General features: G+C 60.3%; 24 protein-coding genes. 18 read left to right on the plus strand and 6 right to left on the minus strand.

What is annotated here, in order from left to right; genetic code table 11:
- Window positions 1–171: 171 nt before the first annotated feature.
- Window positions 172–483 carry a DUF485 domain-containing protein gene (locus tag CXQ81_RS10910; protein WP_009042787.1) on the plus strand — a complete coding sequence of 104 codons (312 nt, stop codon included), beginning with the start codon at window positions 172–174 and terminating at the stop codon, window positions 481–483.
- On the plus strand, window positions 480–2,138 hold the full coding sequence (locus tag CXQ81_RS10915; RefSeq protein ID WP_007931491.1) for a cation acetate symporter: 1,659 nt from the start codon (window positions 480–482) through the stop codon (window positions 2,136–2,138). Before CXQ81_RS10910 ends, CXQ81_RS10915 begins: the two co-directional genes overlap by 4 nt.
- Window positions 2,139–2,440: 302 nt before the next feature.
- Here CXQ81_RS10915 and gltA read toward each other — a convergent pair whose 3' ends face one another.
- Window positions 2,441–3,730 (minus strand): citrate synthase, encoded by a 1,290-nt coding sequence (gltA, locus tag CXQ81_RS10920; protein WP_007931493.1) that lies wholly within the window; start codon window positions 3,728–3,730, stop codon window positions 2,441–2,443.
- A 351-nt stretch (window positions 3,731–4,081) separates the two neighbouring features.
- On the opposite strand from gltA, the gene sdhC reads away from it, so the two are divergent.
- The 12 genes from sdhC to CXQ81_RS10980 all read left to right on the plus strand — a co-directional run bounded on the left by sdhC (window position 4,082) and on the right by CXQ81_RS10980 (window position 18,501).
- Window positions 4,082–4,468: a succinate dehydrogenase, cytochrome b556 subunit gene (gene sdhC, locus CXQ81_RS10925; RefSeq protein WP_169915034.1), complete on the plus strand. Its 387-nt coding sequence runs from the start codon at window positions 4,082–4,084 to the stop codon at window positions 4,466–4,468.
- Window positions 4,462–4,830 (plus strand): succinate dehydrogenase, hydrophobic membrane anchor protein, encoded by a 369-nt coding sequence (sdhD, locus tag CXQ81_RS10930; RefSeq protein WP_007931497.1) that lies wholly within the window; start codon window positions 4,462–4,464, stop codon window positions 4,828–4,830. The genes sdhC and sdhD overlap by 7 nt, the downstream gene beginning before the upstream one ends.
- 3 nt (window positions 4,831–4,833) lie before the next feature.
- On the plus strand, window positions 4,834–6,606 hold the full coding sequence (sdhA, locus tag CXQ81_RS10935; RefSeq protein ID WP_007931499.1) for a succinate dehydrogenase flavoprotein subunit: 1,773 nt from the start codon (window positions 4,834–4,836) through the stop codon (window positions 6,604–6,606).
- Between the two features lie 12 nt (window positions 6,607–6,618).
- Window positions 6,619–7,323 (plus strand): succinate dehydrogenase iron-sulfur subunit, encoded by a 705-nt coding sequence (locus tag CXQ81_RS10940; RefSeq protein WP_101337194.1) that lies wholly within the window; start codon window positions 6,619–6,621, stop codon window positions 7,321–7,323.
- A 276-nt stretch (window positions 7,324–7,599) separates the two neighbouring features.
- Window positions 7,600–10,431 carry a 2-oxoglutarate dehydrogenase E1 component gene (locus CXQ81_RS10945; RefSeq protein ID WP_007931503.1) on the plus strand — a complete coding sequence of 944 codons (2,832 nt, stop codon included), beginning with the start codon at window positions 7,600–7,602 and terminating at the stop codon, window positions 10,429–10,431.
- A gap of 42 nt (window positions 10,432–10,473) precedes the next feature.
- Window positions 10,474–11,694, plus strand: a complete 1,221-nt coding sequence (odhB, locus tag CXQ81_RS10950; RefSeq protein ID WP_009042789.1) for a 2-oxoglutarate dehydrogenase complex dihydrolipoyllysine-residue succinyltransferase — start codon at window positions 10,474–10,476, stop codon at window positions 11,692–11,694.
- 112 nt (window positions 11,695–11,806) lie between these two features.
- Complete coding sequence (lpdA, locus tag CXQ81_RS10955; protein ID WP_007931507.1) at window positions 11,807–13,243, plus strand: dihydrolipoyl dehydrogenase; 1,437 nt, start codon at window positions 11,807–11,809, stop codon at window positions 13,241–13,243.
- Window positions 13,244–13,467: 224 nt separating this feature from the next.
- The gene (sucC, locus tag CXQ81_RS10960) at window positions 13,468–14,634 is read left to right on the plus strand and encodes an ADP-forming succinate--CoA ligase subunit beta (RefSeq protein ID WP_007931510.1); all 1,167 of its coding nucleotides are present in this window, start codon (window positions 13,468–13,470) and stop codon (window positions 14,632–14,634) included.
- Window positions 14,634–15,515, plus strand: a complete 882-nt coding sequence (gene sucD / locus CXQ81_RS10965) for a succinate--CoA ligase subunit alpha (protein ID WP_007931513.1) — start codon at window positions 14,634–14,636, stop codon at window positions 15,513–15,515. The genes sucC and sucD overlap by 1 nt, the downstream gene beginning before the upstream one ends.
- A gap of 359 nt (window positions 15,516–15,874) precedes the next feature.
- The gene (gene brnQ, locus CXQ81_RS10970) at window positions 15,875–17,188 is read left to right on the plus strand and encodes a branched-chain amino acid transport system II carrier protein (RefSeq protein WP_007931515.1); all 1,314 of its coding nucleotides are present in this window, start codon (window positions 15,875–15,877) and stop codon (window positions 17,186–17,188) included.
- Window positions 17,189–17,362: 174 nt separating this feature from the next.
- The gene (locus CXQ81_RS10975) at window positions 17,363–18,100 is read left to right on the plus strand and encodes a DUF599 domain-containing protein (RefSeq protein ID WP_007931525.1); all 738 of its coding nucleotides are present in this window, start codon (window positions 17,363–17,365) and stop codon (window positions 18,098–18,100) included.
- Entirely contained in the window at window positions 18,100–18,501 is a 402-nt protein-coding gene (locus CXQ81_RS10980) for an MAPEG family protein (protein WP_009042792.1), read from the plus strand. Before CXQ81_RS10975 ends, CXQ81_RS10980 begins: the two co-directional genes overlap by 1 nt.
- 64 nt (window positions 18,502–18,565) lie before the next feature.
- On the opposite strand, the gene CXQ81_RS10985 is transcribed toward CXQ81_RS10980, so the two are convergent.
- A complete protein-coding gene (locus CXQ81_RS10985; protein WP_007931529.1) occupies window positions 18,566–18,817 on the minus strand; it encodes a hypothetical protein in 252 nt (83 codons plus the stop codon).
- Window positions 18,818–18,975: 158 nt separating this feature from the next.
- On the opposite strand from CXQ81_RS10985, the gene CXQ81_RS10990 reads away from it, so the two are divergent.
- The 4 genes from CXQ81_RS10990 to CXQ81_RS11005 all read left to right on the plus strand — a co-directional run bounded on the left by CXQ81_RS10990 (window position 18,976) and on the right by CXQ81_RS11005 (window position 22,681).
- A complete protein-coding gene (locus CXQ81_RS10990; protein WP_101337195.1) occupies window positions 18,976–19,443 on the plus strand; it encodes a PaaI family thioesterase in 468 nt (155 codons plus the stop codon).
- Window positions 19,440–19,892 (plus strand): PaaI family thioesterase, encoded by a 453-nt coding sequence (locus CXQ81_RS10995; protein WP_101337196.1) that lies wholly within the window; start codon window positions 19,440–19,442, stop codon window positions 19,890–19,892. The genes CXQ81_RS10990 and CXQ81_RS10995 overlap by 4 nt, the downstream gene beginning before the upstream one ends.
- An 88-nt stretch (window positions 19,893–19,980) precedes the next feature.
- Window positions 19,981–21,885 carry a molecular chaperone HtpG gene (gene htpG, locus CXQ81_RS11000; protein ID WP_101339400.1) on the plus strand — a complete coding sequence of 635 codons (1,905 nt, stop codon included), beginning with the start codon at window positions 19,981–19,983 and terminating at the stop codon, window positions 21,883–21,885.
- Window positions 21,886–21,952: 67 nt separating this feature from the next.
- Window positions 21,953–22,681 (plus strand): dienelactone hydrolase family protein, encoded by a 729-nt coding sequence (locus CXQ81_RS11005; protein WP_101337197.1) that lies wholly within the window; start codon window positions 21,953–21,955, stop codon window positions 22,679–22,681.
- Window positions 22,682–22,774: 93 nt separating this feature from the next.
- Here CXQ81_RS11005 and CXQ81_RS11010 read toward each other — a convergent pair whose 3' ends face one another.
- The 4 genes from CXQ81_RS11010 to CXQ81_RS11025 form a co-directional block, all read right to left on the minus strand.
- Window positions 22,775–23,953, minus strand: a complete 1,179-nt coding sequence (locus CXQ81_RS11010; RefSeq protein WP_007931537.1) for a PLP-dependent aspartate aminotransferase family protein — start codon at window positions 23,951–23,953, stop codon at window positions 22,775–22,777.
- The gene (locus CXQ81_RS11015; RefSeq protein ID WP_101337198.1) at window positions 23,950–25,326 is read right to left on the minus strand and encodes a pyridoxal-phosphate dependent enzyme; all 1,377 of its coding nucleotides are present in this window, start codon (window positions 25,324–25,326) and stop codon (window positions 23,950–23,952) included. Before CXQ81_RS11015 ends, CXQ81_RS11010 begins: the two co-directional genes overlap by 4 nt.
- Window positions 25,327–25,534: 208 nt before the next feature.
- A complete protein-coding gene (locus tag CXQ81_RS11020; RefSeq protein WP_101337199.1) occupies window positions 25,535–26,422 on the minus strand; it encodes a pirin family protein in 888 nt (295 codons plus the stop codon).
- 62 nt (window positions 26,423–26,484) lie between these two features.
- Window positions 26,485–26,901, minus strand: a complete 417-nt coding sequence (locus CXQ81_RS11025; RefSeq protein ID WP_007931549.1) for an OsmC family protein — start codon at window positions 26,899–26,901, stop codon at window positions 26,485–26,487.
- Window positions 26,902–26,991 lie beyond the last annotated feature (90 nt).

A 26,991-nucleotide genomic window follows, 5' to 3' on the forward strand; every position in this document is an offset into this window, starting at 1 on the left:
AAGGGACGGGGCCCACTGGGCGCAGGGCGGCGTTACTCGGAACTTATTTGGAACAACCAAACTGCGTTCCTCTTGCCTTGCCCTGCACCCAGTGGGCCGCCGTCGCGGTCGTCACCAAGCGCCAACAGACCCTCGGTTCCAACTAAAATCTGTGCTGCGAGGATAAAAACAATGAACGACAGCATTTACCTCTCGATTCAAAACAGCTCGCGTTTCAAGGAGCTGGTCAGCAAGCGCGAACGATTCGCCTGGATACTGTCGGCGATCATGCTCGGGCTTTATTCGGGCTTCATCCTGCTGATTGCCTACGGACCCCATGTGCTGGGGGCAAAACTCAGTCCTGAATCATCCATCACCTGGGGCATTCCCATTGGTGTCGGGTTGATTGTCGCGGCCTTTGTCCTGACCGGTATCTACGTGCGACGCGCCAATGGCGAATTCGACGACCTGAACAATGCGATTCTCAAGGAGGCTCAGCAATGATCCGGCGTCTATTGGCTTTTTTTAGCGTCGCGGCCTTTGCTCCCAGTCTCTGGGCGGCCGACGCCCTGACCGGCGAAGTGCATAAACAACCCCTCAATGTCTCTGCGATCATCATGTTCGTGCTGTTCGTCGGAGCCACCCTGTGCATTACCTACTGGGCCTCCAAGCGCAACAAGTCGGCGGCCGACTACTATGCCGCGGGGGGCAAAATCACCGGTTTCCAGAACGGCCTGGCGATTGCCGGTGACTACATGTCGGCGGCGTCCTTCCTGGGGATTTCCGCCCTGGTGTTCACCTCCGGCTACGATGGCCTGATCTATTCGATCGGCTTCCTGGTGGGCTGGCCGATCATTCTGTTCCTGATCGCCGAGCGCCTGCGCAACCTGGGCAAGTACACCTTTGCCGACGTGGCGTCCTATCGCCTCGGGCAAACCCAGATCCGCTCGCTGTCGGCCTGCGGCTCGCTGGTGGTGGTGGCGTTCTACCTGATCGCGCAAATGGTCGGTGCCGGCAAGCTGATCCAGCTGCTGTTCGGCCTCGATTACCATGTGGCGGTGATCCTGGTGGGTATCCTGATGGTGCTGTACGTGCTGTTCGGCGGCATGCTGGCGACCACCTGGGTACAGATCATCAAGGCGGTCCTGCTGCTGTCCGGTGCCTCGTTCATGGCGTTGATGGTCATGAAGCATGTCAACTTCGACTTCAACATGCTGTTCTCCGAAGCCACCAAGGTTCACCCCAAAGGTGAAGCGATCATGAGCCCGGGCGGCCTGGTGAAGGATCCGATCTCGGCGTTCTCCCTGGGCCTGGCGCTGATGTTCGGTACCGCGGGCCTGCCGCACATCCTGATGCGCTTCTTCACCGTGAGCGACGCCAAGGAAGCGCGCAAGAGCGTGCTGTATGCCACCGGCTTCATCGGCTACTTCTACATCCTGACCTTCATCATCGGTTTTGGCGCGATCCTCCTGGTCAGCACCAACCCGGCGTTCAAGGACGCGGCGGGCGCTCTGCTCGGCGGCAATAACATGGCGGCGGTGCACCTGGCCAATGCCGTGGGCGGCAGCGTGTTCCTCGGCTTCATCTCGGCGGTGGCCTTCGCCACTATCCTGGCGGTGGTGGCTGGCCTGACCCTGGCCGGTGCCTCGGCGGTTTCCCATGACCTGTACGCCAGCGTGATCAAGAAGGGCAAGGCCAACGAGAAGGATGAGATCCGCGTCTCGAAGATCACCACCGTGTGCCTGGGTGTGCTGGCGATTGCCCTGGGCATCCTGTTCGAGAGCCAGAACATCGCGTTCATGGTCGGCTTGGCGTTCTCCATCGCGGCGAGCTGCAACTTCCCGGTACTGCTGCTTTCCATGTACTGGAAGAAGCTCACCACCCGCGGCGCCATGATTGGTGGCTGGCTGGGCCTGGTCAGCGCCGTTGGCCTGATGGTCCTCGGCCCGACCATCTGGGTGCAGATCATGGGGCATGAAAAAGCCATCTTCCCTTACGAGTACCCGGCGCTGTTCTCGATGATCATTGCCTTTATCGGGATCTGGTTCTTCTCCATCACCGACAAGTCCACTGCGGCTGACAATGAGCGGGCGCTGTTCTTCCCGCAGTTCGTACGCTCGCAGACCGGCCTGGGAGCCAGCGGGGCGGTATCGCACTAAGGCCCCTGTGTATCGGCTTCTATATATAAGCTGAGTTGCAAACCAGTGCCCCTGTCGAGAGACAGGGGCATTATTTATTGGCGTCGCCCTTTGTAGCCGCTGGCGCAGCCTGCGATCGAGTGCGCAGCGCTCGCAAGCTCGTTCAGCGTGAGAGTGATGTGGAGTTGGCATTCCACATCCGCTGTGCGGCCGAATGCAGGCAGCTACAGGGAAATGGCGGGGGAGGGGGGCACAAACAAATACGGCCTCTATAAAGAGGCCGTATCCGCTGCAGTCAAGACGTTAGCGCAAGGCAACAGGTCTTACTTGCGGTCTTCCAGCTTGGTGATGTCGCGCGACTCGTAGCCGGTGTACAGCTGGCGAGGACGGCCGATCTTGTAAGGGCTGGAGAGCATTTCTTTCCAGTGCGAGATCCAGCCGACGGTACGCGCCAGGGCGAAGATCACGGTGAACATGCTGGTCGGAATGCCGATGGCCTTGAGGATGATCCCCGAGTAGAAGTCGACGTTCGGGTACAGCGAGCGCTCGATGAAGTACGGGTCGGTCAGGGCGATCTCTTCCAGGCGCATGGCCAGTTCGAGTTGCGGATCGTTGGTGATGCCCAGTTCCTTCAACACTTCGTCGCAGGTCTGCTTCATGACGGTGGCGCGCGGGTCGCGGTTCTTGTAGACGCGGTGACCGAAGCCCATCAGCTTGAACGGATCGTTCTTGTCCTTGGCCTTGGCGATGAACTTGTCGATGTTCGATACATCGCCAATTTCGTCGAGCATGGTCAGTACGGCTTCGTTGGCGCCGCCGTGAGCCGGGCCCCAGAGTGCAGCGATACCGGCAGCGATACAGGCGAACGGGTTGGCGCCCGAGGAGCCCGCCAGGCGTACGGTGGAGGTCGATGCGTTCTGCTCGTGGTCGGCATGGAGGATGAAGATCCGGTCCATTGCCTTGGCCAGCACCGGGCTGATCGGTTTGATCTCGCACGGGGTGTTGAACATCATGTGCAGGAAGTTTTCCGCGTATGACAGGTCGTTGCGCGGGTACATCATGGGTTGGCCCATGGAGTACTTGTAAACCATCGCGGCCAGGGTCGGCATCTTGGCAACCAGGCGGATCGCGGAAATTTCGCGATGCTGCGGGTTATTGATGTCCAGGGAGTCGTGGTAGAAGGCCGAGAGGGCGCCGACTACGCCGCACATGACCGCCATCGGGTGGGCGTCGCGACGGAAGCCGTTGAAGAAGGTCTTCAACTGCTCGTGAACCATGGTGTGGTTCTTCACGTTGCCGACGAACTGGGCCTTCTGTTCTGCGGTCGGCAATTCGCCGTTGAGCAGCAGGTAGCAGGTTTCCAGGTAGTCCGACTTTTCAGCCAGCTGTTCGATCGGGTAGCCGCGGTGCAACAGAATGCCGTTGTCGCCGTCGATATAGGTGATTTTCGACTCGCAGGAGGCGGTCGACATGAAACCCGGGTCAAAGGTGAAGCGGCCCGTGGCCGTCAAGCCCCGAACATCGATTACATCGGGACCAACGGTGCCGGTTAAAATGGGCAGCTCGACGGGGGCTGCGCCCTCGATGATCAACTGCGCTTTTTTGTCAGCCATGTGGCCTCCTATTTATGCTTGAAATCATCAGACAGACCCCCCACGCAGGGCCCGCACCACTATAGTGAGATAAATCCGAATGTCAATTTGCCTAAAGTCTTGCCCCAGAAGGCTTTAACCGGACTTTTTCCTCGAAATTCCCCGCCATTTACGCCTTTTATCCGCCTAACGCAATGAGCTATTAGGGGAAGGTGATTGCGTTGTCATTAGTAGCCTAACTGTCTATACTCGGCCACCGACCGCCATGGGCTTTCGGGCCCGGTTTGATGGGGGTCGTCACTCCCTGGGTGGTGGGTACCTGACCAGTGCACTCCCCAACAACTTTGCCCTGATTGTTAGGGGCTCTTCAGTGTGAAAAAAGCCGTGAATAGCCAACGACCTGTAAACCTAGACCTAAGGACCATCAAACTCCCAGTCACTGCTTACACGTCCATCCTTCACCGTATTTCCGGTGTCATCCTCTTTGTGAGCCTTGCCATCATGCTTTATGCATTGGACAAGTCGCTCAGCTCCGAGGAAGGCTTCGGCGAGGTGAAAGCGTGTCTGACCAGTCCGCTAGCCAAGCTAGTGATTTGGGGCATCCTGTCCGCCTTGCTGTATCACTTGGTTGCCGGTGTGCGCCATTTGATCATGGATATGGGCATCGGTGAGACGCTGGAAGGCGGCAAGCTGGGCTCTAAAATCGTTATCGCCGTATCCGTGGTGGTAATCGTTCTGGCAGGAGTTTGGATATGGTAACTAACGTCACGAACCTGTCGCGTTCGGGCCTCTATGACTGGATGGCACAACGTGTGTCTGCGGTCGTTCTCGCGGCTTATTTCATCTTCCTGATCGGATACCTCGTTGCGAACCCGGGCCTTGGCTACGAGCAATGGCACGCACTGTTCTCCAACAACTGGATGCGTATCTTCAGCCTGCTGGCCATGGTTGCTCTGGGCGCTCACGCCTGGGTCGGCATGTGGACCATTTCGACCGACTACCTGACGCCGATGGCGCTGGGCAAGTCGGCGACTGCAGTACGTTTCCTTTTCCAGGCAGTATGCGGCGTTGCAATGTTCGCCTACTTCGTCTGGGGTGTGCAGATTCTCTGGGGTATCTGATTCATGGCTAACATTCCAACGATTTCTTTCGACGCCATCATCATTGGTGGCGGCGGTGCCGGCATGCGTGCCGCATTGCAGCTGGCCCAGGGCGGCCACAAGACTGCAGTGATCACCAAGGTGTTCCCGACCCGCTCGCACACTGTGTCGGCCCAGGGCGGCATCACCTGCGCCATCGCGTCGGCCGACCCGAACGATGACTGGCGCTGGCACATGTACGATACCGTCAAGGGTTCCGACTATATCGGTGACCAGGATGCTATCGAATACATGTGTCAGGAAGGCCCGGCCGCGGTTTTCGAGCTGGACCACATGGGTCTGCCGTTCTCCCGCACCGAAACCGGTCGTATCTACCAGCGTCCTTTCGGCGGCCAGTCCAAGGACTACGGTAAAGGCGGCCAGGCTGCCCGTACCTGCGCGGCTTCCGACCGTACCGGTCACGCGCTGCTGCACACCCTTTATCAGGGCAACCTGAAAGCCGGCACCACCTTCCTGAACGAGTACTACGCTGTTGACCTGGTGAAGAACCAGGACGGCGCGTTCGTCGGTGTGATCGCGATCTGCATCGAAACCGGCGAAACCACCTACATCCGCGCGAAAGCCACCGTATTGGCGACCGGCGGTGCAGGGCGTATCTACGCATCCACCACCAACGCCCTGATCAACACCGGTGACGGTGTCGGCATGGCGCTGCGTGCCGGCGTGCCGGTACAAGACATCGAAATGTGGCAGTTCCACCCGACCGGCATCGCCGGCGCCGGTGTACTGGTTACCGAAGGTTGCCGTGGTGAAGGCGGTTACCTGATCAACAAGCATGGCGAGCGTTTCATGGAGCGTTATGCTCCGAACGCCAAGGACCTTGCCGGTCGTGACGTTGTTGCCCGTTCGATGGTGAAAGAAATCATCGCCGGCAACGGTTGCGGTCCGAATGGCGACCACGTGATGCTCAAGCTCGACCACCTGGGCGAGGAAGTATTGCACAGCCGTCTGCCAGGTATCTGCGAACTGTCCAAGACTTTCGCACACGTTGACCCGGTGGTTGCTCCGGTTCCGGTTGTTCCGACTTGCCACTATATGATGGGCGGCGTTGCCACCAACATTCATGGTCAGGCGATCACCCAGAACGCCGAAGGCAACGACGAAATCATCCCTGGCCTGTTCGCAGTGGGTGAAGTGGCTTGCGTATCGGTTCACGGTGCCAACCGTCTGGGCGGCAACTCGCTGCTCGACCTGGTGGTATTCGGCCGCGCTGCCGGCCTGCACCTGGAAAAAGCGCTGACCGACGGTATCGAATACGACGACGCCACCGACGCCGACATCAATGCGGCCCTGGCACGTCTGTCCGCCCTCAACGAGCGTACCGACGGCGAAGACGTGGCGACCCTGCGTCGCGAGCTGCAAAGCTGCATGCAGAACTACTTCGGCGTATTCCGCACCGGCGAATACATGCAGAAGGGCATCGCCCAGCTGGCCGAGCTGCGTACCCGCATCGCCAACGTCAAGATCAACGACAAGTCGCAGGCGTTCAACACAGCACGTATCGAAGCACTGGAACTGCAGAACCTGCTGGAAGTGGCCGAAGCCACTGCCATCGCTGCCGAAGTGCGTAAAGAGTCCCGCGGCGCCCACGCCCGTGAAGACTTCGAAGACCGCGACGACGAAAACTGGCTGTGCCACACCCTGTACTTCCCGGGTGAGAAGCGCGTTGCCAAGCGTGCCGTTAACTTCTCGCCGAAGACTGTTCCGACTTTTGAACCAAAAGTCCGGACTTACTAAAGGGTGATCGATATGTTGCAAGTCGAAGTTTATCGTTACAACCCTGACACCGACTCCGCGCCGAAAACCCAGGTTTTCCAGGTCGACATCGGTGGCAAGGATCTGATGGTGCTGGACGTACTGGCGCTGATCAAAGAGCAGGACGAAGGTTTCTCCTATCGTCGCTCCTGCCGTGAAGGCGTTTGCGGTTCCGACGGCATGAACATCAACGGCAAGAACGGCCTGGCCTGCATCACGCCGCTGTCTGCCGTGGTGAAGAACAACAAGCTGGTTGTTCGTCCGCTGCCAGGTTTGCCGGTTATTCGTGACCTGGTCGTCGATATGAGCATCTTCTACAAGCAATACGAGAAGGTGAAGCCATTCCTGCAGAACGACACGCCGGCTCCGGCCATCGAACGTCTGCAGTCCCCTGAAGAGCGCGAAAAGCTCGATGGTCTGTACGAGTGCATCCTGTGCGCTTGCTGCTCGACTTCCTGCCCGTCCTTCTGGTGGAACCCGGACAAGTTCCTGGGTCCAGCTGCCCTGCTGCAAGCCTATCGCTTCCTGGCAGACAGCCGCGACACCAAGACGTCCGAGCGCCTGGCTTCGCTGGATGATCCGTTCAGCGTATTCCGCTGCCGCGGCATCATGAACTGCGTCAACGTTTGTCCGAAAGGCCTGAACCCGACTAAGGCCATCGGTCACATACGTAACATGCTGCTCTCGAGCGGCGTGTGATTCAGCTGCTGTAACCCAGTTGTTGTAAAGGCAGGACCGCTGTACCCGTAGAGGCTACGGCGCAGGCTTCAACCGGCGCCGTAGTTTTAAGCTGAGCAGCAGCTCACAAAGTTGCCGCTCGTATTTTGAAGAAATGAGACAAGCAGGGGCATCCGGGCTGGTACCCGGACTATCAGCGTGATCCTAAGTGGCTTGTTTTGGTCGCTGCACTCGGACTTTTGCAAGTTTGCTCGGTGTCTTCGCCGGTGGTGTTCCCCTAACCGAGGGTGACCAAGCATGCAAGAAAGCGTGATGCAGCGCATGTGGAACAGCGCCTACCTATCCGGTAGTAACGCTGCCTATGTGGAAGAGCTCTACGAGCTCTACCTGCACGACCCTAACGCTGTGCCAGAAGAGTGGCGCACTTACTTCCAGAAGTTGCCTACCGACGGCAGCACTGCCATCGATGTTTCGCACTCGACAATCCGCGATCATTTCGTGTTGCTGGCAAAGAACCAGCGCCGCGCCCAGCCGGTATCCGCCGGTAGCGTGAGCAGCGAGCACGAGAAGAAGCAAGTTGAAGTGCTGCGATTGATCCAGGCCTACCGTATGCGTGGCCACCAGGCAGCCCAGCTGGACCCGCTGGGGCTGTGGCAGCGTCCTGCACCTGCAGACCTGTCAATCAATCATTACGGCTTGACCAATGCCGATCTTGATACGACCTTCCGTGCCGGCGACCTGTTCATCGGCAAAGAGGAAGCGAGCCTACGCGAAATTCACGAAGCGTTGCAGCAGACATATTGCCGCACCATCGGCGCTGAATTTACGCACATCACCGATTCCGAGCAGCGCCAGTGGTTCCAGCAGCGTCTGGAAAGCGTACGCGGCCGTCCGACCTATTCCACGGATATCAAGGGTCATCTGCTCGAGCGCGTCACCGCAGCTGAAGGCCTCGAGAAATACCTGGGCACCAAGTACCCGGGCACCAAGCGTTTCGGCCTGGAAGGCGGCGAAAGCCTGATCCCGATGCTCGACGAGCTGATCCAGCGTTCCGGTTCCTACGGGACCAAGGAAGTCGTGATCGGCATGGCCCACCGTGGTCGCCTCAACGTCCTGGTCAACACCTTCGGCAAGAACCCGCGCGAGCTGTTCGACGAGTTCGAAGGCAAGAAGAAGGTCGAACTGGGCTCCGGTGACGTGAAATACCACCAGGGCTTCTCGTCCAACGTGATGACCACCGGCGGTGAAGTTCACCTGGCCATGGCCTTCAACCCGTCCCACCTGGAGATCGTTTCGCCAGTGGTCGAGGGTTCGGTGCGCGCCCGTCAGGATCGCCGCAACGACCAGACCGGTGACAAGGTTCTGCCAATCTCGATCCACGGTGACGCTGCTTTCGCAGGCCAGGGCGTGGTGATGGAAACCTTCCAGATGTCGCAGACCCGCGGTTTCAAGACCGGCGGCACCGTGCACATCGTGATCAACAACCAGGTCGGTTTCACCATCAGCAACCCGCTGGACTCGCGCTCCACCGAGTACGCCACCGATGTCGCGAAAATGATCCAGGCGCCGATCCTCCATGTGAATGGTGACGATCCGGAAGCCGTACTGTTCGTGACCCAGCTGGCCATCGACTACCGCATGCAGTACAAGCGCGATGTGGTGATCGACCTGGTCTGCTACCGTCGTCGCGGCCACAACGAAGCGGACGAGCCAAGCGGCACCCAGCCTCTGATGTACCAGCAGATCGCCAAGCAGCGCACCACCCGTGAGCTGTATGCCGATCGTCTGGTCCAGGCAAGCGTGCTCGACGCCGAGCGTGTTCAGGCGAAAGTCGACGAATACCGCAACGCGCTGGACAACGGCCTGCACGTAGTGAAGAGCCTGGTCAAAGAGCCGAACAAAGAGCTGTTCGTGGACTGGCGTCCATATCTGGGCCACGCCTGGACTGCGCGTCACGACACCACCTTCGATCTGAAGACCCTGCAGGAACTGTCCGCCAAGCTGCTGGAACTGCCGGAAGGTTTCGTGGTTCAGCGCCAGGTCGCGAAGATCTACGAAGACCGTCAGAAGATGCAAGCCGGCGGCCTGCCGATCAACTGGGGTTATGCCGAAACCATGGCATACGCGACCCTGGCGTTCGAAGGTCACCCGATTCGCATGACCGGCCAGGACATCGGCCGCGGTACGTTCTCGCACCGTCATGCGGTCTTGCACAACCAGAAAGACGCCAGCACCTACATTCCGCTGCAGCACCTGTACGACGGCCAGCCACGTTTCGATCTGTACGATTCGTTCCTGTCCGAAGAAGCCGTACTGGCGTTCGAATACGGTTACTCGACCACCACGCCAAACGCGCTGGTGATCTGGGAAGCCCAGTTCGGCGACTTCGCCAACGGTGCCCAGGTGGTGATCGACCAGTTCATCACCAGTGGCGAGCACAAGTGGGGCCGTCTCTGCGGCCTGACCATGCTGCTGCCGCACGGTTATGAAGGTCAGGGTCCGGAGCACTCTTCGGCTCGCCTGGAGCGTTACCTGCAGCTGTGCGCAGAGCACAACATCCAGGTCTGCATGCCGACCACCCCGGCCCAGATCTACCACCTGCTGCGTCGTCAGGTGATTCGCCCGCTGCGCAAGCCGCTGGTGGTTCTGACTCCGAAGTCGCTGCTGCGTCACAAACTGGCCATCTCGACCCTGGAAGATCTGGCGGAAGGTTCGTTCCAGACCGTTATTCCGGAAATCGATGCCCAGGATCCAAAAGACGTGAATCGTCTGATTCTGTGCAGCGGCAAGGTCTACTACGACCTGCTGGAAAAACGCCGTGCCGAAGGCCGCGACGACATCGCCGTCGTGCGTATCGAGCAGCTGTACCCATTCCCTGAGGACGACTTGAACGAAGTCCTGGCTCCGTACACCAACCTCAAGCATGTCGTTTGGTGTCAGGAAGAGCCGATGAACCAGGGTGCCTGGTACTGCAGCCAGCACCACATGCGCCGCATCGTTGGCAATCACGACAAGTCGCTCGTACTCGAGTACGCGGGCCGTGAAGCCTCTGCTGCACCTGCATGCGGTTACGCGTCGATGCACGCCGAGCAGCAGGAAAAACTGCTGCAAGATGCTTTCACTGTTTAACGCCTTCGCGCACCTGAAACCGAATTTAAGGAACCACAGATAATGGCTATCGAGATCAAAGCCCCCACTTTCCCGGAATCGGTTGCCGATGGCACCGTTGCCACCTGGCACAAAAAACCGGGCGACGCCGTCAAGCGCGACGAGCTGATCGTCGACATCGAAACCGACAAGGTCGTGCTGGAAGTTCTGGCCACCGCTGACGGCGTGCTGGGCGCTATCGTCAAGAACGAAGGTGACACCGTTCTGTCCGACGAAGTCCTGGGCTCCATCGCCGAAGGCGCTGCCGCCGCTGCTGCTCCAGCCGCTGCCGCACCGGCTGCCGCCCAGGCCGCAGCGCCTGCCGCTGAAGGCGAAGACGATCCAATCGCTGCTCCTGCCGCGCGCAAGCTGGCTGAAGAGAACGGCATCAACATCGCTTCCGTTGCCGGTACCGGCAAAGGCGGTCGCGTGACCAAGGAAGACGTGGTTGCGGCCGTTGCCGCCAAGAAAGCCGCTCCGGCTGCCGCACCTGCCAAGGCCGCTGCTCCTGCCGCTGCTGCTCCGGTATTCGCTGCTGGCGACCGCGTCGAGAAGCGTGTTCCGATGACCCGCCTGCGTGCCAAGGTTGCCGAGCGCCTGGTCGAAGCCCAGTCGAACATGGCGATGCTGACCACTTTCAACGAAGTCGACATGACCGAAGTCATGGCCCTGCGTTCGAAGTACAAGGATCTGTTCGAGAAGTCCCACAACGGCGTACGCCTGGGCTTCATGTCGTTCTTCGTCAAGGCTGCTACCGAAGCGCTGAAGCGTTTCCCTGCGGTCAACGCCTCGATCGACGGCTCCGACATCGTTTACCACGGTTACGCCGACATCGGTGTTGCCGTGTCCAGCGACCGCGGCCTGGTGGTTCCGGTTCTGCGTAACGCCGAACTGATGAGCCTGGCTGAAATCGAAGGCGGCATCGCCACCTTCGGCAAGAAAGCCCGTGACGGCAAACTGTCGATGGAAGAGATGACCGGCGGTACTTTCACCATCACCAACGGTGGTACTTTCGGTTCGATGATGTCGACTCCGATCGTCAACCCGCCACAAGCGGCGATCCTGGGCATGCACAACATTCTGCAGCGCCCTATGGCGATCAACGGTCAGGTGGTTATCCGTCCGATGATGTACCTGGCTCTGTCCTACGATCACCGTTTGATCGACGGCAAAGAAGCAGTGACCTTCCTGGTTACCATCAAGAACCTGCTGGAAGACCCGGCTCGTCTGCTGCTGGATATCTGATTTCGTAGCATGGGCCGATCAGCGATGATCGGCCTTTCGCCGAAACGAACAGCTTCGTCCCACGACGGCCTCCACAAGAGGCCGTCCGGTTTGATTCGAGAAGGAATGACACATGACTCAGAAATTCGACGTGGTAGTGATTGGCGCAGGCCCTGGCGGCTATGTAGCTGCCATTAAAGCTGCGCAACTCGGCCTCACGACTGCCTGCATCGAGAAATATACCGACAAGGAGGGCAAGCTGGCCCTCGGCGGTACTTGCCTGAACGTCGGCTGCATCCCTTCCAAGGCGCTGCTGGACAGCTCCTGGAAATTCCACGAAGCCCAAGACGGTTTCGCGATCCACGGTATCAGCCACGCTGGCGTGTCCATGGACGTGCCTGCGATGGTCGGCCGCAAGGCCAATATCGTGAAAAACCTGACCAGCGGTGTTGCCACCCTGTTCAAGGCCAACGGCGTGACCTCCATCCAGGGCCACGGCAAACTGCTGGCCGGCAAGAAAGTCGAAGTCACCAAGCCTGACGGCTCGGTGGAAGTGATCGAAGCCGAGAACGTCATCCTGGCGCCGGGCTCCCGTCCAATCGACATTCCACCGGCTCCGGTCGATCAGAAAGTGATCGTCGACTCTACCGGCGCCCTGGAATTCCAATCCGTACCAAAACGCCTGGGCGTGATCGGCGCTGGCGTGATCGGTCTGGAGCTGGGTTCGGTATGGTCCCGTCTGGGCGCTGAAGTGACCGTCCTGGAAGCCCTGGACACCTTCCTGATGGCTGCCGACACCGCCGTCTCCAAGGAAGCGCTGAAAACCCTGACCAAACAGGGTCTGGACATCAAGCTGGGCGCTCGCGTCACCGGCTCCAAGGTCAACGGCGAAGAAGTGGTCGTGACCTACACCGATGCCAACGGCGAACAGAACATCACTTTCGACAAGCTGATCGTAGCCGTTGGTCGCCGTCCAGTGACCACTGATCTGCTGGCTGCCGATTGCGGCGTGACCCTCGACGAGCGCGGTTTCGTGCACGTTGACGATCACTGCGCTACCACCGTACCGGGCGTTTACGCGATCGGCGACGTGGTTCGCGGCATGATGCTGGCTCACAAGGCCTCGGAAGAGGGCATCATGGTCGTCGAGCGCATCAAGGGCCACAAGGCTCAGATGAACTATGACCTGATCCCTTCGGTTATTTATACTCACCCGGAAATCGCGTGGGTCGGCAAGACCGAGCAGGCCTTGAAAGCTGAAGGCGTTGAAGTTAACGTCGGCACCTTCCCGTTCGCAGCCAGCGGCCGTGCCATGGCAGCCAACGACACCGGCGGTTTCGTAAAAGTCATCGCTGATGCCAAGACTGACCGTGTACTGGGCGTTCACGTGATCGGCCCAAGCGCGGCAGAACTGGTTCAGCAAGGTGCGATCGGCATGGAATTCGGCACCAGCGCCGAAGACCTGGGCATGATGGTTTTCTCCCATCCGACCCTGTCCGAAGCCCTGCACGAAGCAGCACTGGCAGTGAATGGCGGCGCCATCCACATCGCCAACCGCAAAAAGCGTTAAGACAATAAGAAACCACGGCGGATTGCCCGTCGTGAGCCTTGCGAGCAAGACTCACCGCGGAACGTCCGCTGGACTCGACCTCACGGGAATCTTCATGCACTGTGCCGCAGCCCAGGCTGCGGATGCGGGGCAGGGGAGTCCGGTGAGGAGCGGTCACAGGTGGCGCGGCACTCATCAAGAGCGCAGCGCCGAATGCGCAGTACCTAACGAAGACGGTAAAAAGCATGAATCTTCACGAGTATCAGGGTAAGCAGCTGTTCGCTGAATACGGCCTGCCAGTATCCAAAGGCTACGCGGTAGACACCCCGGAAGAAGCAGCAGAAGCTTGCGACAAGATCGGCGGCTCCGAGTGGGTTGTCAAAGCCCAGGTTCACGCCGGTGGTCGCGGTAAAGCGGGCGGCGTAAAGCTGGTTCGCAGCAAAGAAGACGCTAAAGCATTCGCTCAACAGTGGTTGGGCAAGCGTCTGGTGACTTACCAGACTGACGCCAATGGCCAGCCAGTCACCAAGATCCTGGTTGAATCGTGCACTGATATCGCTAAAGAGCTGTACCTGGGCGCTGTCGTCGACCGTTCGAGCCGTCGCATCGTGTTCATGGCTTCCACCGAAGGTGGCGTGGACATCGAGAAAATCGCTCACGACACTCCAGAAAAAATTCTGAAAGCCACTATCGATCCACTGGTTGGCGCTCAGCCATTCCAGGGTCGCGAGCTGGCTTTCCAGCTGGGCCTGGAAGGCAAGCAAGTCACTCAGTTCGCCAAGATCTTCGTAGGCCTGGCCAAACTGTTCCAGGACCACGATCTGGCACTGCTGGAAGTGAACCCGCTGGTGATCAAGGCTGATGGCGATCTGCACTGCCTGGACGCGAAGATCAACATCGACGCCAACGCCATGTACCGTCAGCCTAAGCTGAAGACTTTCCACGATCCGTCCCAGGACGATCCGCGCGAAGCGCACGCTGCCAAGTTCGAACTGAACTACGTAGCGCTGGAAGGCAACATCGGCTGCATGGTCAACGGTGCCGGCCTGGCCATGGGTACCATGGACATCGTCAACCTGCACGGCGGCAAGCCAGCCAACTTCCTCGACGTAGGTGGTGGTGCTACCAAAGAGCGCGTGACCGAAGCCTTCAAGATCATCCTGTCCGACACCAACGTCGCTGCAGTACTGGTCAACATCTTCGGCGGCATCGTTCGTTGCGACATGATTGCCGAAGGCATCATCGGTGCAGTGAAAGAAGTCGGCGTGAAAATCCCGGTTGTTGTTCGCCTTGAAGGCAACAACGCTGAACTGGGCGCTAAAGTACTGGCAGAAAGCGGCTTGAACATCATCGCTGCTACCAGCCTGACCGACGCTGCTCAACAAGTTGTCAAAGCTGCGGAGGGCAAATAATGAGCGTCCTGATCAATAAAGACACCAAAGTTATCTGCCAGGGTATTACCGGTTCGCAAGGTAGTTTCCACACCCAGCAAGCCATCGAATACGGCACCAAGATGGTTGGCGGCGTAACTCCGGGCAAAGGCGGCACCGAGCACCTGGGCCTGCCTGTCTTCAACACCGTGAAAGACGCTGTAGCTGCCACTGGCGCCACCGCCAGCGTGATCTACGTTCCAGCTCCTTTCTGCAAGGACTCCATCCTGGAAGCGGCTTTCGGCGGCATCAAGCTGATCGTCTGCATCACCGAAGGCATTCCTACCCTGGACATGCTGGACGCTAAAGTTAAGTGCGACGAGCTGGGTGTTACCCTGATCGGCCCTAACTGCCCAGGCGTGATCACTCCAGGCGAATGCAAGATCGGCATCATGCCAGGTCACATTCACTTGCCAGGCAAGGTCGGTATCGTTTCCCGTTCCGGCACCCTGACTTACGAAGCCGTGAAGCAGACCACTGACGCCGGTTTCGGTCAGTCCACCTGCGTCGGCATCGGTGGTGACCCGATCCCAGGCTCCAACTTCATCGACATCCTGAAGTTGTTCCAGGAAGACCCGAAGACCGAAGCGATCGTGATGATCGGTGAGATCGGCGGTTCGGCTGAAGAAGAAGCGGCTGCCTACATCAAGGCTAATGTGACCAAGCCGGTTGTTTCCTACATCGCTGGTGTGACTGCTCCTCCGGGCAAGCGCATGGGCCATGCTGGCGCAATCATCTCTGGCGGCAAAGGCACTGCAGACGAGAAATTCGCTGCTCTGCAAGACGCAGGCGTGAAAACCGTGCGTTCGCTGGCAGACATCGGCAAGGCCCTGGCCGAGCTGACTGGCTGGGCTGTCAAGTAAGCCTCGCGCTTAGCTGACGCTCCACCAACAAAGGCCACCTTCGGGTGGCCTTTGTTCGTTAAGAGCAGTTGCAAAGCCTCAAGCGACAAGCTGCAAGAGAAGCTTGTCGCTTGAAACTTGTACCTTGCAGCTGCTTTTGATACGTAAACGCGACACGCAAATGTCGCTGATCGGACAGTTCGCCCTCTAACAGTGCGTTTGTCTTACAAATTCGGTAGTCTAGCCGCCTCTTTTGCGTCTGCGTCCCACAAGGAAGCCGCGCGCTAAACGGGTCAGTCCTATACGGACCGACAGCATTTCCCTCACCCATAAGGGAAATCCCTCTCTAAATTCCGATTCAGTAGTGTGGTATTTCCTTAATGAAAGTGTTGAAAGGCCAGGACATTCTGGCACTGGGTTTTATGACCTTTGCCCTGTTCGTCGGGGCCGGCAATATCATCTTCCCGCCTATCGTCGGCTTGCAGTCCGGACCTAACGTCTGGATCGCGGCGCTGGGCTTTCTGATCACCGCTGTGGGGCTTCCGGTGGTGACTGTCATTGCGCTGGCCAAGGTCGGTGGGGCGATGGACGCGCTAAGCAGCCCGATCGGCAAGATCGCCGGTGGCCTGCTGGCGGCGGTCTGCTACCTGGCGGTCGGCCCGTTGTTCGCGACGCCGCGTACCGCGACCGTGTCCTTCGAAGTAGGCCTGGCGCCCCTGACCGGCGAAAGCCCGCTGGCGCTGTTCCTCTATAGCTCGGTGTATTTCCTGCTGGTGTTTTTCATCTCTCTCTACCCGGGACGCCTGCTGGATACCGTTGGGCGTTTCCTCGCGCCGCTGAAGATCATCGCCCTGGCCGTACTGGGCATCGCCGCGTTCGCCTTGCCGGCCGGTGATATCGGTGTTGCGACGCCCGAATACGTCGCGGCGCCGTTCTCCCAAGGCTTCATCAATGGTTACCTGACCATGGATACCCTGGGCGCGCTGGTGTTCGGTATCGTCATCGTCAACGCCATCCGTTCCCGCGGTGTCGAGTCGCCACGCCTGATCACCCGTTACGCGATCATCGCCGGGCTGATTGCCGGTATCGGCCTGGCGCTGGTGTATGTCAGCCTGTTCCGCCTGGGTTCGGGCAGCCATGAAGTCGCGGCCGGAGCCACCAATGGCGCGGCAGTGCTGCACGCTTATGTGCAACACACCTTCGGCTCCCTGGGCAGCGGCTTCCTCGCCGTGCTGATTTCCCTGGCCTGCCTGGTGACCGCGGTCGGTTTGACCTGCGCTTGCGCGGAGTACTTCAGCCGCGTACTGCCGCTGTCGTACAAGACCCTGGTGATCATCCTGGCGGCGTTCTCGCTGCTGGTGTCCAACCTGGGCCTGACCAAGCTGATCGCCTTCTCCATCCCGGTGCTGACCGCGATCTACCCACCGTGCATCGCCCTGGTGGCCCTGAGCTTCTGCAAGGACTTCTGGCATGAGCAAGGCCGCATCGTCGGTCCGGTAATGCTGGTGTCCTTCCTGTTCGGCCTGATCGACGCCCTCAAGGGCGCCGGCCTGGCGGACTGGATGCCAACCCAGTTGATGCACCTGCCGCTGAGCGAGCAGGGCCTGGCGTGGCTGGTGCCTTCGGTCATGACCCTGGTGGTCGCGGTAGCCTGCGACCGCCTGCTGGGCAAGCGCAGCGAAGCGCTGGCCTAAACCGCTATCTGCCGGGGCCTGTCACAAGCGGGCACCGAGTAGCCATGAAAATGCCCCGTATCCCGCGATACGGGGCATTTTTTATGGGCGGCCAATGGTGTCTTTTTTCCTCGATCAACGTCGAAGCAGTGCCAGTTGTATCCGCACTCTGCCAACGCCTATCCGGGAACCTGCATGTCGTTCGTCGAAGCCAACCTGATCCATCTCATCGCCGCCCTCTGGTTTGTCATCTGCTGGGGCGGCTACACCCGCTACGCCACGTGGAAGGGCCGCGACACCGCGTGCCTGGCCAGCGTGCTGCATTTGTACCGGGAAGACTGGATGCGCCGCATGCTGCTGCGCGATAACCGCATTGCCGACGCCAGCGTGATCGGCAACCTGGAGCGCAATGCCTCGTTCTTTGCTTCCAGCACCCTGATTATCCTCGCCGGTATCCTCACCGTGCTTGGCGCTTCCGAGCGTGCGGTGTCGCTGCTGGCCGACATTCCCATGGTGCAGCAAGCCTCCCAGGGCATGTCGGAGATCAAGCTGCTGTGCCTGGCCCTGGTGTTCGTCTATGCCTTTTTCACCTTCAGTTGGTGCATGCGCCAGTACAACTTCGCGGCCATTCTCGTGGGTTCGGCACCGATGATCGGTGAGCGGCATGTTTCCGAACAGGAGCGAAAAGCCTTTGCAATGCGGGCCGCGCGGGTGATTTCCATGGCCGCCAACCAGTTCAACTTCGGTCTGCGCTCCTATTACTTCGGCATGAGCATGCTGGCCTGGTTCGTCAGCCCCTGGCTGTTTATGTTGATGAGCGCGGGCGTGGTGCTGGTGCTGTACCGCCGGGAGTTTCATTCCGACGTGTTGGACGTGATGGTCTATACCCCTACAGAGGCACCATTGCCCGAGGCGAACAAGGAGATAGCCTGATGAGTATTGCGTTTTGGTGTGTGTTTATCAGCGCGCTGTTGATTTACGTGGCGCGCATACCAGTAGCCAGAGCGATGAAAGAGCAGGGCGGTTACGACAATCACCTGCCACGCCAGCAACAGACACAACTCACAGGGTTCGGTGCCCGGGCAGTGGCGGCGCACCAGAACAGTTTCGAAGCCTTCATGTTATTCGCGGTCGGGGTCCTGATGGCCCATACCACCCAGACTCAGGGCTGGCTGATCGACGGCCTGGCGATTGTCTTCGTCATTACGCGGGTTATCTATCTGCTTTGCTATTGGGCGGATCTTGCCTGGCAGCGCAGTCTGGTCTGGTTTATCGGTCTGCTCTGCTCATTGCTGCTGATGCTTAGTCCGACTTTTCGCAGCCTGTTGGCTTAGCGTTATTGCAGACAAAGTAAAGCCCGCACTAGGCGGGCTTTCTTTTTGCTGCACTAAAACCGGATTAGTTGGTTTTAGGAGCGGCTTCCTTGGCAGCTTCTTCAGCCGCTGCTTTGCTCGATTCAACCTGATCTTTGGCTGCTTCGGCGTTTTCTTTTGCAGCTTCGTTCACTTTATCCTGAGCTTCATTCATTTTCTGTTGAGCTTGCTCAGCATGTTGGTTGGCATCTTGAGCTTTGTCCTCGGATTTTTTATCGCAGGCAGCGAGACCGAGGGAAGCGGTCAGCATCAGGGCAATAGCTAAAGTCTTACGCATGGGGTGTTTCTCCTTATTGAAGATATCTTCTGGCCTTTCGAGCATGGCTCTACAGGTTAAGTTCCTTGAAAGTTAAAGATATATAAAGTGCCAGCAATATGGAACTTTTACCTGCCGCGTTAACCGAGCGGTTTTGACACCAACTAGAGAATTTCCTTATGGAGCAAAACCCTGTTTTTGAGCGTGCGACGCGATTTTTGTCGGCGTTGCGCCATTGCCAGGTATTGGCCATGAGCGTGCACAGCGCCTCAAAAGACGGCATCACCCTGATGTTGCCTTACAGCCCGCAGATAGTCGGCAACCCCGAGACCGGAGTGATCCACGGTGGTGCGCTGACCTCGTTGATGGACACCGCCTGTGGCATGGCGACCTTGTGCGTCCTGCCGGAGTTCGAGGTCTGCCCGACCCTGGACCTGCGCATCGATTACATGCACCCGGCGCAGCCAGGCAAGAGCGTGTATGGCTTTGCCCAGTGCTACCGGGTGACCACCGATGTGATTTTCACCCGTGGTTTTGCCTATCAGGACGACCCCGAGCACCCTGTTGCCCATGTGGTGGGCACCTTCATGCGCATGGGCAAGGGCAGCAAAGGTTTTGCCGGCGCCATCAAGGGTGAGCAGCTATGAGCGACGATTTCCAGAGGCAAGTGCTGCATGCCCACCAGCAAGGCGATTATGCCGCGCTGCTGCAATTGATTCCCTACGCCAGACTGATCGGCATCGAGTGTTCGCGGCAGGGCGATGAGTTGCTGTTTCGCCTGCCCGCCAACCGCGACAATATCGGCAACCCGTTGCTGCCGGCCCTGCACGGTGGGGTGATCGCCGGATTCATGGAGCTGGCCGCGGCCCTGCATCTGTTGATTGGCACCGGCTCGCCGGGCGTGCCGAAGATCATCGACTTTTCCCTCGATTACCTGCGTGCCGGGCAATTTCGCGATACCTATGCCCGATGCCAGGTCTGCCGCCAGGGACGGCGGGTGGCGAACGTGGCCATCACCGCCTGGCAGAGCAGCGCGGAGGAGCCGATTGCCACCGCCCGCGCACATTTCAAGCTCGAAGAAAGTCCAGGGTCTTGAAATCTCAGGTATAGCCCCCAACTCTGTGGACATCCCGCCGTAAGCCCTCCGGGCGCGGCTTATGCCATCTGATTGGAGTTTGATGACCATGAGTGTGGAAACTCAAAAGGAAACCCTGGGCTTCCAGACCGAGGTAAAGCAACTGCTGCACCTCATGATCCATTCGCTGTATTCCAACAAGGAAATCTTCCTTCGCGAACTGATCTCGAACGCCTCTGACGCTGTCGACAAATTGCGCTTCGAAGCCCTGTCCAAGCCTGAGTTGCTGGAAGGTGGCGCGGAGCTGAAAATCCGTGTGAGCTTCGACAAGGAGGCCAAGACCGTCACCCTCGAAGACAACGGCATCGGCATGAGCCGGGACGATGTGATCACCCACCTGGGGACCATCGCCAAGTCCGGCACCGCCGATTTCATGAAAAACCTCACCGGCGACCAGAAGAAGGATTCGCACCTGATCGGTCAGTTCGGCGTGGGCTTCTATTCCGCCTTCATCGTCGCCGACAAGGTCGATGTCTTCAGCCGCCGCGCCGGCCTTGACGCCAGCGAAGGCGTGCATTGGTCCTCCAAGGGCGAAGGCGAGTTCGAAGTCGCGACCATCGACAAGGCCGACCGCGGTACCCGCATCGTCCTGCACCTGAAGTCTGGCGAAGACGAGTTCGCCGACGGCTGGCGCCTGCGCAACATCATCAAGAAGTACTCCGACCATATCGCCCTGCCGATCGAGCTGCCGAAAGAGGCTGCCGCCGTCGAGGGTGAAGAGAAGCCTGCGCAGGAATGGGAAACCGTCAACCGTGCCAGTGCCCTGTGGACCCGTCCGCGTACCGAGATCAAGGATGAGGAATACCAGGAGTTCTACAAGCACATCGCCCATGATTTCGAGAACCCGCTGAGCTGGAGCCACAACAAGGTCGAAGGCAAGCTGGAATACAGCTCGCTGCTGTATGTGCCGGCCCGTGCGCCATTCGACCTGTACCAGCGTGAAGCGCCGAAAGGCCTGAAGCTGTACGTGCAGCGCGTGTTCGTGATGGACCAGGCAGAATCCTTCCTGCCGCTGTACCTGCGCTTCATCAAGGGCGTGGTCGACTCCAACGACCTGTCGCTGAACGTGTCGCGGGAAATCCTGCAGAAAGACCCGATCATCGACTCCATGAAGTCGGCGCTGACCAAGCGCGTGCTGGACATGCTGGAAAAACTGGCGAAGAACGAGCCTGAGCAATACAAGGGCTTCTGGAAAAACTTCGGCCAGGTGATGAAGGAGGGCCCGGCCGAAGACTTCGCCAACAAGGAAAAGATCGCCGGCCTGCTGCGCTTCGCCTCCACCCAGGGCGACGACGGCGAGCAGAATGTTTCCCTGGCCGAGTACCTGGCACGCGCCAAGGAAGGCCAGGAAAAGATCTACTACCTCACCGGCGAAACCTACGCGCAGGTCAAGAACAGCCCGCACCTGGAAGTCTTCCGCAAGAAAGGCATCGAAGTGCTGCTGCTGACCGACCGCATCGACGAGTGGCTGATGAGCTACCTGAGCGACTTTGACGGCAAGAGCTTTGTCGACGTGGCGCGTGGTGACCTGGACCTGGGCAACCTGGACTCGGAAGAGGACAAGAAGGCCGCGCAAGAAGTCGCCAAGAGCAAGGAAGGCCTGGTGGAGCGGATCAAGACCGCCCTGGGCGATACCGTCAGCGAAGTGCGGGTTTCCCACCGCTTGACCGACTCCCCGGCGATCCTGGCGATCGGCGAGCAGGACCTGGGCCTGCAGATGCGCCAGATCCTCGAGGCCAGCGGGCAGAAGGTGCCGGATTCCAAGCCGATCTTCGAATTCAACCCGGCTCACCCGTTGATCGAGAAACTCGACGGCGAGCAGAGCGACGAGCGCTTCGGCGACCTGTCGCACATCCTCTTCGATCAGGCGGCCCTGGCGGCCGGCGACAGCTTGAAAGACCCGGCCGCCTATGTGCGTCGTCTGAACAAGCTGCTGGTTGAACTGTCGGTTTAACTGCGTTGTATAAAAACCCGCTTCGGCGGGTTTTTTCATTCCGGTGTTTTTGAATCAGGAGTCTGAAATGAGCCAAGTCACTGTTCGTTCCCTGGTCTACCAGATTGATGGTCAATCCTATGAAAGCCGCCTGGCGTTCGATGCCAGCCAGCAGGGCCCGCGTCCGGGGCTGTTGATGGCGCCGAACTGGATGGGTGTCGGCGCCGGTGCCGAGAAGATCGCCGAGGCGGTCGCCGCCAAGGGGTATGTGGTGCTGATCGCCGACCTGTACGGGCAACAGGTCCGCCCGAGCAACGGCGACGAGGCGGGTGCCGCCATGATGCCGCTGAAGAATGACCGGGCCTTGCTACGCAAGCGCATGCAGGCGGCCTTCGAGGCGCTGCAGAGTCAGCAGGAAGCGGCGGTGGACAAGGCCCGGCTGGCCACCTTCGGCTTCTGCTTTGGCGGCTGCTGCTCCCTGGAGCTGGCGCGCAGCGGCGCGCCGCTGAAAGCCGCGGTGTCTTTCCACGGCACCCTGGATACGCCGAATCCGGCCGACGCCCGGAACATCAAGGGTTCGGTGCTGGTGCTGCACGGCGCTTCCGACCCGCTGGTGCCGAAAGAGCAATTGCCGGCCTTCGAAGAGGAAATGAACGCCGCGGGGGTGGATTGGCAACTGCTGAGTTACGGCGGCGCGGTGCATTCCTTCACCGATCCGCACGCCAATGTGCCGGGCAAGATGATGTACGACGCCAAGACCGCCCGTCGCGCCTTCACCTCGATGCACAACCTGCTGGATGAAGTGTTCAAGGGCTGAGCCCCGGGAACGACAAGCCCGCTTGGCGATGCAATGCGGCTCTCAGTGAGCCGCCTTGTACGCCAGGCGGGCTTTTTTGTGCCTGTCGGCCATTCAGATCCGCGTCAGTGCCTGGGCCAGGTCGGCGCGCAGATCCTCCACATCCTCGACCCCCACGGACAAACGCACCAGCCCGTCGCCGATGCCGAGCTGCGCCCGGGTGTCTGCGGGAATGCTGGCGTGGGTCATGATCGCCGGGTGCTCGATCAGGCTTTCCACACCGCCCAGGCTCTCGGCCAGGGCGAAGATCCGCACGCTCTCGAGAAAACGCCTGGCGCCGGCCAGGTCGCAGTCCAGGTCGAGGGAAATCATCCCGCCGAAACCGTGCATCTGCCGCCGTGCCAGTGCGTGCTGCGGGTGGGACGGCAGGCCCGGGTAGTAGACCCGCGCCACCTGTGGCTGGCGTTCCAGCCATTGCGCCAGCTCCAGGGCGTTGCTGCAGTGGCGTTCCATGCGCAGCGCCAGGGTCTTTACCCCGCGCAGGGTGAGGAAGGCGTCGAACGGCCCGGCGATCGCTCCCACGGCGTTCTGCAGGAAGCCCAGGCGCTCGACCAGGTCGGGGTTCTGCCCGACCACCGCGATACCGCCGATTACGTCGGAATGGCCGTTGAGGTACTTGGTCGTCGAGTGCAGCACGATATCGAAGCCCAGCTCCAGCGGACGCTGGATCCACGGGCTGGCAAAGGTGTTGTCGGCGACGCAGATGATGCCCCGCGCCCGGCAGATGCGCGCGATGGCGGCGAGATCGGTGAGGCGCAGCAAGGGGTTGCTCGGGGTCTCGACCATGACCATCCGGGTGTCGTCCTGCAGCGCCGCTTCGAAAGCCGACAGATCGGTCAGGTCGACGAAGCTGAAGCGATGGCCGGCGCTGCGTTGGCGCACCTTGTCGAAGAGACGGAACGTCCCGCCGTACAAGTCATTGCCGGAAACGATATGCGCGCCCGCGTCGAGCAGTTCGAGCACGGTGGAAATCGTTGCCAGCCCGGAGGCGAAGGCGAAGGCCTGGGTGCCGCCCTCGAGGTCCGCCACGCAGCGCTCCAGGGCCCAGCGCGTGGGGTTGTGCGAGCGCCCGTAGTCGAGCCCCTTGTGCACCCCGGGGCTTTGCTGGGCATAGGTGGAGTTGGCATAGATCGGCGGCATCAGCGCCCCGGTGGAAGGGTCCGGCGTTTGCCCCGCATGGATTACCCGGGTGGCGAAGGCGCGTGGCGCGCCGCTTTCATCCTGTTGGCTCATGGCAGTGATCTCCGTAAGTGGTTGAGCATGTCGACCCGGGTAATCAAGCCGTGGAAGCCCGAAGCGTCGGCGATGATCGCCACTAAGCCACGGTCGAGTTCCGCCTCCAGTTCGGCCAGGCTGGCGCCGGGAGGCAGGGTTTCCAGCTGATCGGTCATGGCGCTGGCCACGGTCTTGCGAAAGTGTGAAGCATCTTCGTGCACGCCCAGCAGGATGTCCGACTCGTCGATCACCCCGACCAGCCGCTGCCCGTCCACCAGCACCGGCAGTTGCGAGACGTCGGCCAGGCGCATGCGCTGGAAGGCGGTGAGCAGGGTATCGTCCGGCCCCACGCTGATTACCCGGCCGTCCTCGAAGCGCCGCGCGATCAGGTCGCGCAGGTCACCGTAGCCTTTGCGTTGCAGCAGGCCCTGGTCGTTCATCCATTGGTCGTTGTAGATCTTCGACAGGTAGCGGGTGCCGGTGTCGCAGACGAAGCTGACCACCCGCTTCGGCTCAGTCTGCTCGCGGCAGTAGCGCAGAGCCGCGGCCAGCAGGGTACCGGTCGAAGAGCCACCGAGAATACCCTCGGCGCGCAGCAACTGGCGGGCGTGCTCGAAACTTTCCTCGTCGCTGATGGAATAGGCCTTGCGCACGCTGGAAAGGTCGGCGATGGACGGAATGAAGTCTTCGCCGATGCCTTCCACCGCCCAGGAACCGGGCGTGCCGAGGGCGCCGCTGCGGCTGTATTCGGCCATCACCGAGCCGACCGGATCGGCCAGGACCATGGCCAGGTCCGGCTGCACCCGGCGGAAGAACCGGGTCAGGCCGGTCAGGGTGCCGGCCGAGCCGACGCCGACCACGATGGCGTCCACGTCATGCTGGGTCTGCGCCCAGATTTCCGGCGCGGTGCTGCATTCGTGGGCCAGCGGGTTGGCCGGGTTGTTGAACTGATCGGCGAAGAACGCGTCGGGAATCTCCTTGGTCAGTCGCGCGGCCATATCCTGGTAGTAGTCAGGGTGGCCCTTGCCGACATCGGAGCGGGTGATGTGCACTTCGGCGCCCATCGCCTTGAGATGCAGGACTTTCTCGGTGGACATCTTGTCCGGCACCACCAGGACCACTCGATAACCCTTGGCGCGGCCGACCAGGGCCAGGCCGAGGCCGGTGTTGCCGGCGGTGGCTTCGACTATGGTGCCACCGGGTCGCAGGCGGCCATCGCGCTCGGCGGCATCGATCATCGCCAGGCCGATGCGGTCCTTGATCGAGCCACCGGGGTTTTGCGATTCAAGCTTGAGAAACAGCGTACAGGGGCCGGTATCGAAACGGCTGACACGCACCAGCGGCGTGTTGCCGATCAGTTCGAGTACGGCGGGACGGGAGTCGTTCGGCATGTCGTCACCTCGCTACGCAAAGCTGCGCTGGATGGGCGACCCACGGCGAATCATCGCGCGCCGGTCGCAGGCAATGCATCGCTTGGACCATAGGCCGGGATCCGGCTACCCGCAACCGCTCGCGCCGGCCGGTACCTGGTTGCGCAACCAGGCGGCGGGGGAAGCCTGGCCCGGCGCTTGACCTGTCCGGATCACCGAGCGCCCGGCGCTACAGGGGTGACGGCGAGCCTTTGCCCTTGGGCAGTTCGATTCGTTCGCTTTCTCCCGGCACCGTCGGCCAATCGCCAGCAGCCCAGCGCTGGCGGGCTTCATCGATACGGGCCGGGTCGCTGGAGACGAAGTTCCAGTTGATCCGTCGTGGACCATCCAGCGGCGCGCCGCCGAACAGCACGGCATGGCAATCACTGTCGGCGAACAGGGTGGGTGTGGTTCCGGCCGGCAGGATCACCAGCGAGTGCGGTTCGACGGGCTCGCCATCCAGTTGGGCGTCGCCTTCGAGCACGTACAGGGCGCGCTCTTCATGTTCGGCGGGGATCAGCAGGGTGGTCGCGGTCTGTAGCTGTATTTCGGCATACAGGGTCGGGGAGAGCACTGGCACCGGCGATTCCAGGCAGAAACCGCTGCCGGCGATCATGCGGATCTTGACCCCGAGGTTGTCGCTGACCGGCAGGGTCGCGGCCGGGTGATGGCTGTAGTGCCCCGGGCCTTGTTCATGGGCCTTGGGCGAAGCCAGCCAGACTTGCAGGCCGTGCATGCTGAAGTCGCTGTCGATCAGCGCCTGCGGGGTACGCTCGACGTGGGCGATGGCGCTGCCGGCGGTCATCCAGCTGACATCCCCCGGGTTCACCACCTGATCGGAGCCGAGGCTGTCCTTGTGCTGGATCTGCCCCTGGAACAGGTAGGTCAGGGTCGACAGGCCGATATGCGGATGCTGGCGGATATTCATGCCCTTGCCCGCGGGGTAGCGGGTTTGCAGCATGTGATCGAAAAACACGAAGGGCCCGACGCTGCGGCATTGGGCCGAGGGCAGCGGACGCAGGATGGGTTGGCCTTCGACGTCCTCGGCGCGAGGGCGAATCACGAGCGGTGTGTTCATGGTGCATTCCAGGCTGATCGGGTTATGCCCGGGAGCATAACCCGCTTGTGCAACCCTTGGCGCTATTGGCTGAAGGCGCCTTCGGAGAGGTGGGTCTCGATGCTCACCTCGGCGGTGGTCATCAGCTTGTGCACCGGGCAGCGGTCGGCGACGCGATGCAGTTCTTCACGCTGGGCGTCGGTGAGCACGCCCTTGAGGGTCAGCTTGACGTGCAGCGCATATTTGCCTTTCTGCTCCTGGCTGTTGTCGTGCTTGACCTCGACCGTGACGCCGGTGAGCGGAATCTCTTTTTTCTGCGCATACAGCTTGAGGGTCAGGGCCTTGCAGGCACCCAGGGCGGCATCGAAAAAGTCGTGGGGTTCCGGCGCGGAGCCTTCGCCGCCCAGGGTCTTGGGCAGGTCGGCGAACAATTGATGGTCATCGATCTGGATGCTGTGGCGGAAACCTTCGCTGGACTCGGTGTTGACGGTGATAGTCATGGCGGACCTCGGGCAGTGGTGAGCAGTCGGAACAGACGTTGAAAGGTGGTGCAGTTATAGAGCATTACGCTTGCCGTGCGTTCCCCTTTT

The sequence above is a fragment of the Pseudomonas sp. 09C 129 genome (assembly GCF_002843625.1).
Lineage (GTDB): Bacteria > Pseudomonadota > Gammaproteobacteria > Pseudomonadales > Pseudomonadaceae > Aquipseudomonas > Aquipseudomonas chlororaphis.

Bases quoted from the DNA above. Each gene is read 5' to 3' on its own strand.
- CXQ81_RS10910 (WP_009042787.1), top strand. From the start codon at position 172: ATGAACGACAGCATTTACCTCTCGATTCAAAACAGCTCGCGTTTCAAG.
- CXQ81_RS10915 (WP_007931491.1), top strand. From the start codon at position 480: ATGATCCGGCGTCTATTGGCTTTTTTTAGCGTCGCGGCCTTTGCTCCC.
- gltA (WP_007931493.1), bottom strand. From the start codon at position 3,730: ATGGCTGACAAAAAAGCGCAGTTGATCATCGAGGGCGCAGCCCCCGTC.
- sdhD (WP_007931497.1), top strand. From the start codon at position 4,462: ATGGTAACTAACGTCACGAACCTGTCGCGTTCGGGCCTCTATGACTGG.
- sdhA (WP_007931499.1), top strand. From the start codon at position 4,834: ATGGCTAACATTCCAACGATTTCTTTCGACGCCATCATCATTGGTGGC.
- CXQ81_RS10940 (WP_101337194.1), top strand. From the start codon at position 6,619: ATGTTGCAAGTCGAAGTTTATCGTTACAACCCTGACACCGACTCCGCG.
- CXQ81_RS10945 (WP_007931503.1), top strand. From the start codon at position 7,600: ATGCAAGAAAGCGTGATGCAGCGCATGTGGAACAGCGCCTACCTATCC.
- odhB (WP_009042789.1), top strand. From the start codon at position 10,474: ATGGCTATCGAGATCAAAGCCCCCACTTTCCCGGAATCGGTTGCCGAT.
- lpdA (WP_007931507.1), top strand. From the start codon at position 11,807: ATGACTCAGAAATTCGACGTGGTAGTGATTGGCGCAGGCCCTGGCGGC.
- sucC (WP_007931510.1), top strand. From the start codon at position 13,468: ATGAATCTTCACGAGTATCAGGGTAAGCAGCTGTTCGCTGAATACGGC.
- sucD (WP_007931513.1), top strand. From the start codon at position 14,634: ATGAGCGTCCTGATCAATAAAGACACCAAAGTTATCTGCCAGGGTATT.
- brnQ (WP_007931515.1), top strand. From the start codon at position 15,875: ATGAAAGTGTTGAAAGGCCAGGACATTCTGGCACTGGGTTTTATGACC.
- CXQ81_RS10975 (WP_007931525.1), top strand. From the start codon at position 17,363: ATGTCGTTCGTCGAAGCCAACCTGATCCATCTCATCGCCGCCCTCTGG.
- CXQ81_RS10980 (WP_009042792.1), top strand. From the start codon at position 18,100: ATGAGTATTGCGTTTTGGTGTGTGTTTATCAGCGCGCTGTTGATTTAC.
- CXQ81_RS10985 (WP_007931529.1), bottom strand. From the start codon at position 18,817: ATGCGTAAGACTTTAGCTATTGCCCTGATGCTGACCGCTTCCCTCGGT.
- CXQ81_RS10990 (WP_101337195.1), top strand. From the start codon at position 18,976: ATGGAGCAAAACCCTGTTTTTGAGCGTGCGACGCGATTTTTGTCGGCG.
- CXQ81_RS10995 (WP_101337196.1), top strand. From the start codon at position 19,440: ATGAGCGACGATTTCCAGAGGCAAGTGCTGCATGCCCACCAGCAAGGC.
- htpG (WP_101339400.1), top strand. From the start codon at position 19,981: ATGAGTGTGGAAACTCAAAAGGAAACCCTGGGCTTCCAGACCGAGGTA.
- CXQ81_RS11005 (WP_101337197.1), top strand. From the start codon at position 21,953: ATGAGCCAAGTCACTGTTCGTTCCCTGGTCTACCAGATTGATGGTCAA.
- CXQ81_RS11010 (WP_007931537.1), bottom strand. From the start codon at position 23,953: ATGAGCCAACAGGATGAAAGCGGCGCGCCACGCGCCTTCGCCACCCGG.
- CXQ81_RS11015 (WP_101337198.1), bottom strand. From the start codon at position 25,326: ATGCCGAACGACTCCCGTCCCGCCGTACTCGAACTGATCGGCAACACG.
- CXQ81_RS11020 (WP_101337199.1), bottom strand. From the start codon at position 26,422: ATGAACACACCGCTCGTGATTCGCCCTCGCGCCGAGGACGTCGAAGGC.
- CXQ81_RS11025 (WP_007931549.1), bottom strand. From the start codon at position 26,901: ATGACTATCACCGTCAACACCGAGTCCAGCGAAGGTTTCCGCCACAGC.